We start from the raw sequence: 14612 nt of genomic DNA on the forward strand, positions 1-14612 counted from the left end.
TTTCCCTCTCCTATAATCTATTGGGCGCATAGCTCGTTATTCTGTAAATCGGCGTATAAGTCGATTAACCGCTTCTGATGTGTCGCTTTGTTTTCAGCGTCGAACGGCGCGACTTCATGTGCCGTTCGCTTCGCCCGTAGGGTATTTGCCAGATCCAAACGTCCGGCTGACATTTTATCCGAGATAGCGAGTTGATCCGGTAGCGAACCTTGCGATGCTACGCCAGGATCCAGTTCACTATGATTTTCTGAGGAAAGATGCAAAGGGGACAGCGCAATCGCATTCTGAATGACGACGTTTTCCATCCGCAGGCGAAGATGTTGTTCCTTCATTTTCTCCGCTTCTTCACAATCTTCGTTTTCAATGGTGCCGCAAATCAGAAATCGTCTGGGCAAGTCGCCGCCGTGTAATCGGCCTTTCAGCGCTGGCAGCCAGAAACGTGCAGCGGAACATTCGACACGTTCAATGATGGCGAGAATCGTTCGGGGACAAGAGGCCTCGCTCAACAATAACCCCTGATAAAGCGGCGTCGCCATATGATTTCCTGCACGAACCCAAAGATCTTCGCAGGAAATCATCGTTGGATCGGCGATCTGTCGGATGGAGCGGCCCGAGGAAATTAGCGATTCGGCAATAGCTAGGAAGTCCGGCGTTTCAGGGCCAAATAACAATGGACATTCTCCTGCCAACATCAACGCCAGAAATTGCGTCATGAGTATCTTTCCGTCAGGCGTCAGCAACTTGTTCTCTCTGACGATATGACCGAATTCTTCGCAGGATACAACTCTCGCTTGCGCCGGGAGACGAACTTCGGGGAGCGCTGAATAAGTCATACGACGAGTCTTCTCAGCAATGGCGATATTTATTTTTTCGAGTTCAATTTGTGCTTGGGCGGTACGTTCTTCGACATCTGTTAAAGATGCCAAACACACTTCACGCTCGCAGGTCAGGGAAGCCAGTATTTGACGCTGGCTTTCGTTCTGAGCGCATAAATCAGAGTTAGCGTCTTTCAGACGACTAATTTCACTTTCAAGATCCGCTTTTTCCTGTTTAAGTGTTCGTTCTATGTCTGCTTGCTTTTCTGTAAAATCAATGTGTAATTTTTCTTGTTCGAGCTGCCGTAATTGCGCGATCTCCTCTTCGAACTCGTTTTTCCTTGTTTTCTCAAAAGCGGCTATTTCCGTTTCAACAGCTTCACGACGTCGTTGGCGTTCAGCAGAAAACTCGTTATCGAGCACCTTATGGTGTTCGGCGCGTAATGCTACTCGCTCTTCTTCCGCGATATTTTGTATCTGTCGTTCGAGCAGGTCGGCGATATTATGGTCCTTCAATGCCGCTTCAGCGAACTGACGGGCTAGAGAATCCTCCTCCTCCAATGTCTTCGCCAACTCTCCTGCCCGGAGTGTTTGAGCGGCGGTCAGCATGTCGTTGATGCCGGAGGTTAATTTTCCGGTTTGTTCGTCGGCATATTTCCGAAGCCATTCAGCGACCATTGTTGTTGAGTTAGCGCAGGAAAGACGCTGAATGACGTTTTCAATGTACTGCTTATCTGGCGTCCAGTCATGGATCTGAGCAGGCGAGGCACCGACATCAGGCATATAAAACGCTTTTCCACTCTCAGACATGTCGGATACGATAATTACGCCGTTTTCGTTGAAATCATATTCGTAAACGTTCTGGTTTCTGGACAGGATAAGGCTCCCAGATTTCGATTCTGCCAGATTAACCAGAATAAGCGCATCCGACCCGAAGCGGATAGCCCATAGCCCTGGTTCGCCGCCTACCGTTATGCCCTCGAAACTCAATAGGCGACGTGCTTCCAATAGAGACTGCCCGAAAGATAAATCGTAATAGGGATAAATACGACGGGAGCGTTTCGCCTGCACCTTTCTGCGGGGGCCAGGACCCACCTGAAAAGCGGCCCATTCGCCTTTACGAAGCCGTAATTCGTCAGCATCGTTAAATTCAACTTCTCCCGTTCGAGGAAATAACTTCTTAGAATCGATCGTACGCCAGCCATTCGGGGTTTCCTGCGCGACGGCTTTAAGGTAGGACTGATAATTTCTGCGGTCATATTGACCAAGATACCAGGGGATTTCGCTCATTATTATTTTCCTTATTATCTCGGACCCAGCATGAGTTGCCCGTCTCGCCATGCCAGACGTATTTTCCCGCCGGAATGGCGAGCGGAGGAAACCAGATTGCTTACATCCCTCTCACCGTCCGGCACGAGGGAAGAAATACACCCCGGAAGCAGCGATTTCAGCCAGAGGAAAGAGGCGTCATTGACAGGATAAACATAACCAGAATCCGTTGGTCCTCCGTTTCTGAGCGTGTGGCGCCGTATTCCCGCGGCCAGCGCGTCAGGTAGGCCGCAATCAGTGATAAGACATAACAAATGATTGTTGGCGACGAGTTCAAATATGGGGGTACGGATTTTCGTGCTAGCGGCGATAATAGCGGCAGTTCGGGAAAGATAATGCGTCGTTTTTCGCCCAGAAACGACCCGATAGATATCATGATCTCGACCACCTGGATGAATATGAAGTGACAGCGACGCAGATTTTTTATCTAGGGTATCATGTTGCTGAAATCTTCCTGAATACCAATTCCAGACTGCCTTTGACTCGTGTAATTCAGCGGCGTGTTCTGTCGTGGTTAGTGCAAGCGGCGTTGTATCAGATGACGATGGGGCTTCGATAAGTGGCCATCCTAGTCGCAGGGATAATGCAACAGGGTTGGCGAGTAAGGCCCCAAATACAGGTGGCGACCAGATGCTTACGCCGCGACGACGGAAACTTTCTCCACCCAGCCCGGCGACCACTTTTCGAAAATCATCCATCAGACAGGCGCAGACCGAGCCTTCCACAACGACCAGAGAATTTTCTCCATAGCGAATATGAAGTAATGACGGTTTAATCAGCGTCCATGCCCGACCTTTCCACCCAGGGCGCAGGCGTGGCTCGATTAGACCCGCATGATGTAAACAACGAATCAAATGCCATACGTTGATATCGCCGGTCATACGCCTGAGAAGCTCGATTAACTCGGCCTCTTCCCAGCCGCTAGCACCACTCGCGTAAATCGCTTCAAGAAGATGATCGCAACACGCTTCACTATCTTCCCACTCAAACAGTCCTTCGAAATTAAACGTCGGTGCCTTTAGTGAAGGCGTCAACCAATCGCAAAGCGGCTCAAACTGGTATCTTGCGCTTTCGCCTAAAGTTGGGTGCGGTATGGCGTGGGTGAAAAAACGCGCGCGACGCCGCCACGGCGGCATTTTTTCACCTGCCTCGAGGGCTGGCTCGATGAAAAATTCACCGTTAAGCGGCACAGAAGAATTCAGCCGACCATCTATTACAGAAATATTGGTTCCAGCTTCATCATTCCCGAATGAATATATTTTGTAGCGTCGCGTATCTGACTCAACAGAAGGCAAAAATGCCGGTAATCCCAGCCATCCTCCGGGGACGCGTATTCCGCCGTATAGTTGAGGGCGCGTAACGTCATCATCCTGAATACCCGAAGAGGATCTTACTGAGCGGAATATATCGACCGCTGAAACCGTGTTCATCGGTTGCGCCGTTAAAATCCACTCGTCCTCTGCGATATATTCGTTAAGGCGCTTGCTCATCTGTACAGAGTGTTTACTGGATAAAGCGATATGAAACCGTTGCGAGTCTACATTGGGTGATGGCTTAGTTCTCCAGCGTCCGTGTCCGATCTCATAAAAAAAGAGTAAGCCGATCTGCATCGCCTTCCCCAGATTTTCGCTGCTCCCTGCGTCGCTGGCTCTAAGGGCTTCAGATAATGTAGGATGAAAGACGCTTTCGTCGCTCTCGCCAGCGACGCTGAAATAGCATCGCGAGCCATCGAAATCGACGTACATATCAATGATGGTCTGATGTGGTGTTACACATGACGATATCTGGATCGCTCGTTGGCGCAAGCGCCAAAAAGGCATATCGAACAGCGCGCGACGTCCCAACAACCACGCGTCTCTGAATTCGGCAAAAGCCTCCTTCAGCGGATGAGAAACGCCGTGTCTCTGAATAACGATTTGAAAGTATTCAATTAACTGGCGTGGGTTCGCGGCGGCTTGTGGATAGCTTTCAAGACATTCACTCATCAGGCGTAGATCGGCTTTATTCGGGAATGCCAATCGCAGTGTGTGACCGATCTGGACCCAACCATCCCGCGGCGGCAAGATAAGACGCCTGTAGGGTTCGCCTTCGTGGATGCGTTGTTTAAGCCATTCGGCTAATGCCTCCCACATCTTGTTGACGCCGGATAAGTTCTGAAAACTATGCGTGGTCTGCAACCAGCTCTGTAGTTTCAGTCGAAAGTCATTGCGTTCTTCCTGTACGTCGAATTGACTGCTAATAAGCAACGTCATGACCAGATACGTAAAATATCCAGGCGATCGACGAGTCGACTTTTCCATCATCCCGCCTTCAAGGCGCTGCAGCAGGTCCGGTATTTTCGACATGTAGGTTCGAAATGCCTCTTCAACTTCATCCCCGCTAACGCTGCTGTCGGCGAATGCCTCAGCGAGCGTCACCGGCGTAACTTCAAACCAGCGAATATCCTGCGCGTCGCCGTTGGCACTGAATCGGAGAAAATAATCAATCAGTTTATTTTCCCAGTAGTCGGGCGTAACAAGCAACGTCCAGTTCATTCGCGTATATCCCCCGTCCTGTGGGTATTGTTTTGGGCGATCATCGCAAGTGGCTCCAGAATACGTTCGGCCAGAAAACGAACGGAAGGAACTGCAAGTCCGTCGCCAATCACTTTAAATGCTGATTGATACGCTGTTGGGAGGATAAAATCATCCGGCAACCCCATTAACGCCGCCGCTTCTTTGACCGACAACAAACGCGTTTTCACCTGGTTGCCCTTGACGACGATAATGCGAGGACGAGAAGCGCCACCTTTCGGTGTTCTCAGACAACCAAGAACTGCGGAGAACGTAATTTCGGTCCGTTGCCTGTTGATGCCTTTTTCCTTACGCATACGTAAATAAAGGCTGCCTGTTATTGTCTCGCCGGATGCCTGCGCGTTCGCCAGACGCGCTAGGTTCGCCGGTGCCATCATACTGATGAGACGTCGTGTTTCATCGGCAGAATGCCATAACGCGTTTTCGTCTTCAAAATCGATTAAGTCGTCCAGCTCCTTCGTTCTGGCGTCTGGCATATTGCCTGGCGACCACCAGATCCAGTCATTACGGGCATCTTCCGCCAGCGCATCGCAGGCGCGAAGAAGTGACGACGAATGCCATTGCGACAATGGTTCTTCTGAAACTAAACATGCAGGAATGGAAACATGACGACTAATCGCCACAAGAAATACGCGGGGCCTAGATTGTGGAAGAAAGTGCTTTGCATCAATGATTATTGCGCCATAGCGGTAACCTGTTTTACTTAACTGATGGCATATCGCGGCGAAATGGCTCCCTTGATCCAATGTCAGCAACCCAAGAACATTTTCAAGAACAAGAATCGGCGGCTTACGGTTTTCCTCGCCGAGCCTGCTTATTAAATCGAGGAACGGCCATACCGCGCCGGAACGCGTGGTTTTATCTACACTGGAATCTTTTTCGCCGATCCCCAGGCCATTACCGGCCAGCGATAAATCCTGACAGGGGAACGATGCCCAGCTTAAATCAGCATGGTGCGGCAGATCACTGGGGGCAATTTCGCGTACATCGCGTGTGTCGAAATGTTCATCTCCCCAGTTGTCGATATAGGTCGATACTTTTATCGGGTCCATGTCGTTGGCAAACAGGCATTGCCACTGTTTTCCCAGCCCGACCCTGGCCATACCGCCACCCGCGAAAAACTCATAGAAACAAAATCCTGCCTCGTGAGGTTCCGTTAAATGATTGTCACTTGTGGTGGTTTTAGTGCTCATGAGCTGACCATAAAATAACATTACTGAAACGAGACATCGTTCAATTTCCTGAAAGGGGTATTCTTAATTAGATAGTTTATAAAATCATGAAGATAACATCTATATGGATAAATGTACTGATTATGAAGCAAAGTATAGGAAATGACTGAAAAAAAAGATAATTTTCTCCTTAAGCAAATGTTGACAGACCTCACAACCGTAGACATATCGTGTCCTCACGACGAGGCCTGTTCAAAGCCCTCCGGACTGGCTCCGCCGAGACCAGTTATAGAACACTTCAATGTAATCGAAGATAACCAGATCCTCGTGTTGTATGCAAAGTGGATGACTACCCGGGAGATCGGTGTGCTTCCGGTGAACTCGTATTGACAGGTTTATGAGACCTGCATCTGGTTTACAGGAGGCCGTTTGTAGTGGATCACAAAATCAGGACACCTTCGTAGCCTTTTTCCACTGCTCTTCGTATTCACAGGGCGGTAATCCACCATTGTGCCGATGGGGGCGTACCGTGTTGTAATAACTTTGTATCCATTCACCGATATCTCGTACCGCATGATGGATATCCATATAACCCCCGACAGGCAGCCATTCACTTTTCAGGCTTCGGAACACTCTTTCCATTGGTGAGTTATCCAGGCAGTTACCCCTGCGGCTCATACTCTGCATCACTCCGTTCCTCCACAGTAACTGCCTGTATTTCTTACTCCTGTACTGCCCTCCCTGATCCGAATGAAACAGCAGCCTCTTTTCCTTTGGTCGCGTCTCCAGTGCATTACGCAGGGCTCGACACACCAGCTCGGCATCCGGGGATGACGATATGGCACTGCCCACTATCCGACGGGAGTAAAGGTCAATCACCAGTGCCAGGTAGCACCAGCCACCATTGACTTTGATATAGCTGATATCTCCACTCCACACACGATTGGGCTCCGACGGCTTAAACTGCCTTTTCAGTAAGTCTGGCGATGCCAGTGACGTCTCCCGTTCACCACGGTAACGAGGCTTGCCGGGTTGGCGACTCGCCAGACCACATTCCTGCATCAGCCTGCGGGCCAGCCAGCGCCCCACGTTATAACCCGACTGACGCATCAGCAGACTCAGTGTTCTGCTGCCGGCTGCTCCCCGGCTCTGTTGATGCAATTTCCGCACCTGAGCACGCAGTTGCAGACGTTTTACATCAACCCGCGAATTCAGCGAGGCATAGTAAACACTGCGCGTTACTTTGAGCAGGCGGCACAATTCGACCACCGACCATTTTGTTTTCAGCCGTGTGATTAACGCAAAGATTTGATGGGGAGCTCGCTCATCAACACGGCTGCCTGCTTTAGTATTTCTTTTTCCATTTCTAGCCGTTTAATCTGCGCTCTGAGCGACTGGATTTCACGTTGCTCTGGTGTCAGTGCAGGATTGTCCGGCGTCACCCCGCTGACTTCTTCTTTGTGCTGGCGTATCCATTTACGCAATTGGCTGGGGTCCAACTCCAGAGCGCGTGCAACCTCGATGGTTGACCGCTGATACTTAACGACCTGCTCAATAGCTTCCAGTTTGAATTCAGGAGAAAAACGGCGTTTGGTCTGTTTAGGTTGAGTCATTATCAATTACCTCAATTGGCTGTCATTAAATTAACAGGCTATTGAGGTGTCCGGTATTACTGATCCACTACAATCTGATTGTCGGTGGTCTGGATATCGTCTCCTTCACCGAACGCGGCTGGTTGCCTGGCTAATCGTAACGTTCCCGATATCCCCACTCATTTTCACGCTCAAGGAATACGCTTATGGGCTGGCTATTTTCACACCACTCTCGCCGTGAGCTGATCGCGGCACTGATTAAAACTGAAGACACCGAAAACTATCAACACGTGACGCTGGCGCATGCTCTGCGGGGTAATATCCTGTGGTCGATTGTCCAAAGCACACCGAAAGATCCGGCAAAAGTCGCCCAAACGGTCATTCACTGCACCCTGATGCAGGGCTCAGGCGGGAGTTGGGGCTATAAGGCGATGGATGAGTCGGTACAGCCTTGTTATTACCGTTGTCCAAGGCGCTACTTGGCGATGGCTCCGGTCATCAGCCCAGAATGGCGTGAGAAAGTATTGGCGCATCATCAACGCCGTTATCCGCAACGGGGGGTAATAAAAGAAGGGAGCCAATAATGGTCACAACACCACTTTTGCGTTTTGGTCTGCAATGCAGTTCGGCCTATATCAGTGAAGAGGATAATTCGGTGCTGTATCGGATCTCCCACTGTCAGGATGAGTTCAGCGACGGGGAATGGCTGCATTTTACCGGCACCGGCTACCTGCTACGACTGGGGGCGTGGACCCACCCGGTGTTGCAACTCAAACGGCTGGGGCTGTCCAAAACCTGCCGCCGTCTGGTCACCACGCTGATGAAACGCCATCAACTGAGCTACCTACATATAGACGCCTTGGGTGAGGTCTTACCCGACTTTACCACGTTCGACTGGTAGTACGTCCCACACCCAACGTTCCGCCTTCACACTATCTCTCTATTTACAAGGATTACCTCATGAACACGAGCGCATCACCCGTGCCTGGCATATTCCATTTTCTGCAACATAGCAACGTGACATCGCAGGACTGGCAAGCCTTATGCCAGGCGATAACCACCGCTTATCTGAAGCTGCATTGGCAACTCGATACGCTGGATTTAGACACCACGCCGGTAATCTGTGAACAAACTGGCAACTGCCTGTACCAATTTGACGATAATCTGCTGAGATTAGGCATGACCTTCTTTAACGGTGAGTGCTTTACCCACTTGGCAGGCGATCCGCTCATTCTCTACCGGCGTCAGACACCGCATGCGCTGATCCGCTGCGATACACGGGGTTATCCCTATCACTGGTTGGTCATGGCTGTGCTGTTACTGGCGAATACCTATAGCCCCACTACCTGGACGATTGAATCTGACGTCCCCCTGAAGCAGTGGCGAAAGGTGGCACATTGGCTGACTCACCACTGCCGACTCCCGGTTTCCCCACTTTCTTAAGGAACTGCCCGCATGAAAACCCTCGATAAAATACCCCGCATCACGCCCAGCGCCAACCAAGCTCGAACTGAATACCAGCTATTACTTGTCTGGTTGCTGAAGCACTGTTATAGATTGGAACTCAACGATACGCCGTATTACGACGAACAGGCCATTGCCCAACAGATTGAGCATGGCGTCACGGTAAGGGAAACCATCAATGAACTGGTGGATAAATTTGACCTGGTACGCATTGATCGCCCCGGTTTCAGTCTGATGGCACAAGATCCCACCTTGAACGGTGGCGATATGTTACGTGCCCGCAGTGCGCTGGGCTTGCGCAGCCCTGTCATTAGACGCCTAACCTGACAGCCTTTCACTTACCTCACTAATCCAACAACACGCCAGCCTCATCGTTGGCGTTTTACTTTTTCAAGTTCAAGGAATTTTGACGATGAAGGAAACCCAATCCAATGCCGCCAGCAATGACAGCACTCCGTCACCTGTCTGGGGCCTGCAATCTGCTATCACGCCACGCTTGGGAGCCCGGTTGGTACAGCAGGGTAATCACCTGCATTTTCTGGCCGACCGTGCCGGTTTTGTCGGTACGTTCTCCCCTGATGCTCTTAAAAGGCTGGATGCCGCTTTCCCGGTGCTGATTGAACAGTTGGAAGCCTGTCTGCGGTCTGGTGAACTCGACCAACGCCGTCAGCATTGCGTCACCATCAAGCATGCTGGTTTTACCTGTGATGCCGATACGCTAGGTAGCTTTGGCCATGTCTACATCGCTGTTTATCAGACAACACCGCCCAACCCGGCATAAGCCGTAAACACTGACACTCCCCAACCTTTAACCCTGCCTGTGATGACGCGGGCATTTTTTTCTAAGGAAATCAGCGATGCCAACCACATTGAATACTGTCATTGAACCTGAAGTTTTAACCGGTCATACCGAAGTGATTTGCTCTACCAGCATTGAACGTATCGTCACCGGACGTAACGCCGCTCTGATGCAGATTAAAGCTCTGATTCACCAGCTTGAAGATATCTCGGCCATCACCAACAGTATTGGCGGTGGAGTAGCAAGAGACTGGGCAATGAAACAAGATTTCCGCTGTGGCTGCTGGCTGATGGAAAAAGCAGAAACGGCCATGCCCGTGATCACCCGCAATCTTGATCGCGACATATGGCAAGATCTGATGAAAAAATCAGGGATGCTGTCGATCATGGACGCCAAAGCGCGTGACCAGTGGTACAGAAACCTGGAGAGCAAAGACGTACCAGCTATTAGCGAAGCCAACATTCTCAGTACCTTTGAGCGGTTACACCGGGATAAGGGCGAGGTGTTTGAACGGGGAGTGATCAACGTTTTCAAATCGCTTTCCTGGGATTACAAATCGAATCACCCTTGTAAATTTGGCAAAAAAATTATCGTCAACGGTCTGGTTAGTTACAACCAATGGGGATTTACGTTGAACCACAGCTATCGACGTGACCAACTGACAGATCTGGAGAGGATGTTGTTCCTGTTGGAGGGCAAAGCGATACCGGATAATCGGAGGGATGTCACCGCTCGGTTGTATGATCATATCAGCGCTCATCGGCAGAGGGCGGAGGTTTATGAAGATGAGTATTTCTCGATAAAATACTTTATGAAGGGGTCAGCGCATCTGACATTTAAGAAACCGGCGTTGATGGACAAGATGAATGATATCATTGCCAAACATTATCCGGGAATGTTGCCATCTGAAATCTAAACCTAGCTTTACGGGGGTAGGTATTGAGGGAATATCGATCATTGATCGGTCTAAAGAAGGTAGTATTGATAGAGATTTCACTGTTCATTGAAGGCAAACGAAGGTAGCATTTTAGTGTTAAAGGCTGTTGTTTTTGCTTTGTTCTTACGAAAGAGCTACTACCACAGCGCTTCACAATCACTGTTGAATTACGAGTTAAGTAGCTTACGAGAAGCTATTTGGCCTGAGTATATAAATGAGGATACATAGTGATCTGGCCTGAAAAATACTCCTTTAATTACAATGAAATGAGTATGTATTTCAAGTCCCGCCCCGGCACCATTCAAAAAGTATAATAAAATCAGTAAGTAACACAATTTTAAAACCGCTCCTAGAAGCGGTTTTTTTGTGTCCTAAATCTCTTTTCCTAACATCATTTCACGATAGAGTAATATTTAATCAAAATTATTGCCCGCCAACTACCGGTACAATCTCGGTTTTGCGGTCATATCTTGCCGTTTGTGAACTGTTTTTATGCCCTGATATTCTCTGCTTATCTTGCAATTAACCTTCCAAATCTGAAATCATCGGTTATATAACGGTCTCGCGCTGATTCCTTGAATTGCTTCACGCCGTACGGCGAAGATATAACGATAATATGCTTGTGCCTGGGGTGGCGATATCCGGCTTTTCAGTAGTGCAGGTTAGGTTCAATCGTACAGCCAACGGCCAGCCTTGGCGGATTCGATGAGCATCCCTATAGTAAAATTTGGAACGGGTATAGGCGTGACTTTTTTGAAAGGATTCCACGAAAAAGGCTCATTGGGATAATAGGTTTTTATATTGAAATTGCCGTTGTCCACATTGAAGTTTGCAAAAAAATCATTCATCAGGTCTTCTACTTCGAACTCATCAATACTTAAATCAGTGTCCAAGTCAGTATCAGGTGTTAAGGCTACCTGTTTTTTACTGAACATATAGGTGCCAGCGTAAGGTCGTACAAGTTCATAAATTTGTTGTTCAATCTCATCATCTACCATAGCTTATCGTTTCCCTTGGCAATCATGTTGTAGTCACGAATTGTGCGATAAGTGATTTCTGATACGTCAGCAGCAATAATGATAATGCCAAGTAAGGGGATCGTGCGACCAGCGAAAGTGGCTATATCGCGCACCATCACCCGCCGTGCGGTGTGGTGTATAGGCGAACATCGGAAGGGTATCCGCTTTGTTGGCATAATCGAGCAGTATCGACGTTACACGTTTGGATCATCGTTGGTGTTCTTCTTGGATTGCTAAGGAAGATACCCGGCGCTTTCAGTATCGCCGGTTCTGGTCAATCGTACAGCCAACGGCCAGCTTTGGCGGATTCAACTAGCATCCGTATCGTTAAAGGTTCCGGCTCTTGCTTTGTTATGCGCATAGATTTTGGCCGTAAAAAATTCGGAATTATCCCTTTTTCGTAAGGCCAATATCGCAAAAAATTAAAGTTATCGGCGTTGACGGAGAATTTATCGAAATAATCCTTCATTGTTTCATCCCCTGCTTCACGAGTCCAAGGGTATTTTCCTGTCGATAGACTAGTTTCTAGAGATATAACAGGCTTATTTTTGGAAAATAAAATGGGCGCATTCCATTTTTCGTTGTACCAATCTAAAACCGATTGTTCAACGTTTGCCGATATTATTCCCATAGTCTATCTTTACCCCGTGCGATCCGGTTGTAGGTATTCGTTGCATTCCATGCAATGCTTACCACATCATTTGCGAGAATTAAAATCCCTAAGATAGGTATCCAACGACCAATAAAAGCCCCCTAAGTTATTAACATAACTAAATTTTAATCTACGAATACTTTCTGTGGTAAGAGTCGGCAAACGTCTGACCTTAAAGTTTAATTTTCGGCGTAACTGCTCGCTTAAAATTGAAGTGCCTGGTGTCACTCTTTTGGGTTTACCCCTTGTGCTTTGTGTTGGTTGTCCCAAAATGATGAACGCAAGGGTCGAAAGGTCATCAACATCAAGTTGTTTTTGTGTTTCTTCAAGGAAGACCCAGAAAAATAACTCATCAGGCGTAAGGTTTGCCATGCCTTTATAAAAATAGGTTCCACCTAACTCTTCAACCGTATCCATAAAGTTTCTTCGTAAATGAGTCTCAACATAACGTAGTCGACTATCGCCAAGGTTTCAATGGCCACGCTTGAAGCCAGATAGACAGCCTCATAGTTAATAATGCACCCTCGTTTCGGCGGTGATGTTCGTTTAGGGTTGGAGAACATTTTTAGTGGGGATTGCAGCCAGTGATTATTTCCTAACGATCCGGTGAGTACGGCAGTGAACGACGCATAGAGTTTGGCGTCGCATGTCCAGAATTTCTAAGCTACCTGTACGGCAGTGAACGGCAAATTTGCCTCGGGTGGGCTTTCTAAGCTGCCTGTACGGCAGTGAACTTGCTGAAAGCAAGGGTTACGGGCTGACATTTTTTCTAAGCTGCCTGTACGGCAGTGAACAGTTGAAGCCGGAACATTCCCGTTGGCTCATGTTTCTAAGCTGCCTGTACGGCAGTGAACATTTTTCCTGCGCAAGAAATAACTGCTCAGATTTTCTAAGCTGCCTGTACGGCAGTGAACTGGTAGTTTCCGATATGAGCTATGCCTGTAGTTTTCTAAGCTGCCTGTACGGCAGTGAACGTCTTCACCAACTTCTGCGATGTAATCTGTTGTTTCTAAGCTGCCTGTACGGCAGTGAACCGTTTTCTGTCGTCCGATTCAGCAAGTAATACTTTCTAAGCTGCCTGTACGGCAGTGAACAGCCTGCATTAATCATCAATGCTATTTCTGGTTTTCTAAGCTGCCTGTACGGCAGTGAACAACCTGATCACATCTTTCTTGCTGAACTACGTTTTCTAAGCTGCCTGTACGGCAGTGAACGATCCCAAAGGCGGGGAAACGGCGAGCCACAATTTCTAAGCTGCCTGTACGGCAGTGAACATATGCTTTCTTAAGGCATCAGCCTGGCCCCATTTCTAAGCTGCCTGTACGGCAGTGAACCCCAACAACACACGGCCAATCACGACGCGCCATTTCTAAGCTGCCTGTACGGCAGTGAACGCACACGCGGTACAACTGGTGCCAGCGCTGTGTTTCTAAGCTGCCTGTACGGCAGTGAACGAAGTGGCGAAGAGAGAAGATGAAGAAGCGGATTTCTAAGCTGCCTGTACGGCAGTGAACGCGGAATTAGAGCGTTTGGAGAATGATGCTGATTTTCTAAGCTGCCTGTACGGCAGTGAACTGTTGTGTATAGGTTCTAACCTACTGTTAGTCAAATAACAACGGGTAAATCCATTAAAAAACCCTTTTTTACAGGCGGCTAATCCTAACCTATTAAATCAATAAGTTAGGTTAGGTCGTAAAATTAGGGTTAAAACCACGGGATGGTCGCTGTAGCACTTAAGCCATAAGCGTTAAACATACCTTCGGTTGCGTGTTCACCAATCTGTCCCTGCTCAATGAATAACAGAAACGTTTGCTCGCTGGATAAGCTTCTCATGCGTATAAAAGGCAGCGAAGAGCGTTTTTCTGCCGTGTCTGGAATACGCATACGTGCTTCTTCTTCAGTTAGCCACCCTTTATTCACCGAACGGCGACGCAACCGTTCTGCGTTACTTTTCAGTTGCACACGTCGCACGGTGCGATATTGCACTCTCTTTGGCACCGGTAAAATACCGCTGTGCTCTGTATTATCACGTAACCCTTTTAGCCACGGTTGCGTGTCTAAGGCGCGGAGTGCATCCAGAGAACCATGCAAGCGCAACTTATCCCCCAAGGTTTTACCCGCAGCAGGGAAACTGACCCCGATCTGGCCTCCAGCTACTTGGCCCAAGGCACGATGCAACTTGGCAAACAGCGCCTCCATCAACGTGGTGGTGCTGAATTCAGGATCGGGGAGAATACGGATTTCAATATAGTGATCCATA

The 14612-nt window shown here is 48.7% G+C and carries 13 protein-coding genes, 3 pseudogenes and 1 CRISPR repeat array; of the genes and pseudogenes, 6 read left to right on the plus strand and 10 right to left on the minus strand.

Annotated elements, in window-relative coordinates:
- Positions 1-17 precede the first annotated feature (17 nt).
- From OK023_RS07180 to OK023_RS07195, 4 genes are all read right to left on the minus strand, one after another.
- Positions 18-2105, minus strand: coding sequence for a hypothetical protein (locus tag OK023_RS07180; RefSeq protein WP_317696331.1), 2088 nt, complete (start codon positions 2103-2105; stop codon positions 18-20).
- Positions 2106-2119: 14 nt separating this feature from the next.
- Positions 2120-4678, minus strand: coding sequence for a hypothetical protein (locus OK023_RS07185; protein ID WP_317696334.1), 2559 nt, complete (start codon positions 4676-4678; stop codon positions 2120-2122).
- On the minus strand, positions 4675-5910 hold the full coding sequence (locus tag OK023_RS07190) for a DNA (cytosine-5-)-methyltransferase (protein ID WP_317696336.1): 1236 nt from the start codon (positions 5908-5910) through the stop codon (positions 4675-4677). The genes OK023_RS07185 and OK023_RS07190 overlap by 4 nt, the downstream gene beginning before the upstream one ends.
- Positions 5911-6336: 426 nt before the next feature.
- A protein-coding gene (locus tag OK023_RS07195) for an IS3 family transposase (protein ID WP_317692555.1) occupies positions 6337-7502 on the minus strand; the annotation gives its coding sequence in 2 pieces (ribosomal slippage) (positions 6337-7238 and positions 7238-7502; 1167 coding nt in all).
- Between the two features lie 185 nt (positions 7503-7687).
- On the opposite strand from OK023_RS07195, the gene OK023_RS07200 reads away from it, so the two are divergent.
- The 6 genes from OK023_RS07200 to OK023_RS07225 all read left to right on the plus strand — a co-directional run bounded on the left by OK023_RS07200 (position 7688) and on the right by OK023_RS07225 (position 10660).
- A complete protein-coding gene (locus OK023_RS07200; protein WP_317696339.1) occupies positions 7688-8065 on the plus strand; it encodes a hypothetical protein in 378 nt (125 codons plus the stop codon).
- Positions 8065-8382 carry a DUF5983 family protein gene (locus OK023_RS07205; protein ID WP_317696341.1) on the plus strand — a complete coding sequence of 106 codons (318 nt, stop codon included), beginning with the start codon at positions 8065-8067 and terminating at the stop codon, positions 8380-8382. Before OK023_RS07200 ends, OK023_RS07205 begins: the two co-directional genes overlap by 1 nt.
- A 59-nt stretch (positions 8383-8441) precedes the next feature.
- Positions 8442-8924, plus strand: coding sequence for a hypothetical protein (locus OK023_RS07210; RefSeq protein WP_317696343.1), 483 nt, complete (start codon positions 8442-8444; stop codon positions 8922-8924).
- A gap of 12 nt (positions 8925-8936) precedes the next feature.
- Positions 8937-9272 (plus strand): TA system toxin CbtA family protein, encoded by a 336-nt coding sequence (locus OK023_RS07215; protein WP_317696345.1) that lies wholly within the window; start codon positions 8937-8939, stop codon positions 9270-9272.
- Positions 9273-9357: 85 nt separating this feature from the next.
- Complete coding sequence (locus OK023_RS07220; protein WP_317696347.1) at positions 9358-9726, plus strand: type IV toxin-antitoxin system YeeU family antitoxin; 369 nt, start codon at positions 9358-9360, stop codon at positions 9724-9726.
- Between the two features lie 76 nt (positions 9727-9802).
- Positions 9803-10660, plus strand: a complete 858-nt coding sequence (locus tag OK023_RS07225) for a DUF4942 domain-containing protein (protein WP_317696349.1) — start codon at positions 9803-9805, stop codon at positions 10658-10660.
- Between the two features lie 444 nt (positions 10661-11104).
- On the opposite strand, the pseudogene OK023_RS07230 reads toward OK023_RS07225, so the two are convergent.
- The 6 genes and pseudogenes from OK023_RS07230 to cas6f all read right to left on the minus strand — a co-directional run.
- A pseudogene (locus OK023_RS07230) lies at positions 11105-11224 on the minus strand (integrase); the annotation flags it as partial.
- A gap of 125 nt (positions 11225-11349) precedes the next feature.
- Positions 11350-11679, minus strand: a complete 330-nt coding sequence (locus OK023_RS07235) for a DUF1493 family protein (protein WP_317696351.1) — start codon at positions 11677-11679, stop codon at positions 11350-11352.
- Positions 11673-11831, minus strand: a pseudogene (locus OK023_RS07240) (STM2901 family protein); the annotation flags it as partial. The pseudogene OK023_RS07240 and the gene OK023_RS07235, both read right to left, overlap by 7 nt.
- A gap of 143 nt (positions 11832-11974) precedes the next feature.
- Complete coding sequence (locus tag OK023_RS07245) at positions 11975-12331, minus strand: DUF1493 family protein (protein WP_317696354.1); 357 nt, start codon at positions 12329-12331, stop codon at positions 11975-11977.
- A pseudogene (locus OK023_RS07250) lies at positions 12322-12769 on the minus strand (STM2901 family protein). The gene OK023_RS07245 and the pseudogene OK023_RS07250 overlap by 10 nt, the downstream one beginning before the upstream one ends.
- 239 nt (positions 12770-13008) lie before the next feature.
- A CRISPR array of direct repeats spans positions 13009-13927; the repeat unit is 28 nt; unit sequence TTTCTAAGCTGCCTGTACGGCAGTGAAC.
- Between the two features lie 129 nt (positions 13928-14056).
- The gene (gene cas6f / locus OK023_RS07255; protein WP_317696359.1) at positions 14057-14611 is read right to left on the minus strand and encodes a type I-F CRISPR-associated endoribonuclease Cas6/Csy4; all 555 of its coding nucleotides are present in this window, start codon (positions 14609-14611) and stop codon (positions 14057-14059) included.
- Between the last annotated feature and the right edge of the window lies 1 nt (position 14612).

Source organism: Serratia sp. UGAL515B_01 (assembly GCF_033095805.1).
In the GTDB taxonomy this organism is placed as follows: domain Bacteria; phylum Pseudomonadota; class Gammaproteobacteria; order Enterobacterales; family Enterobacteriaceae; genus Chania.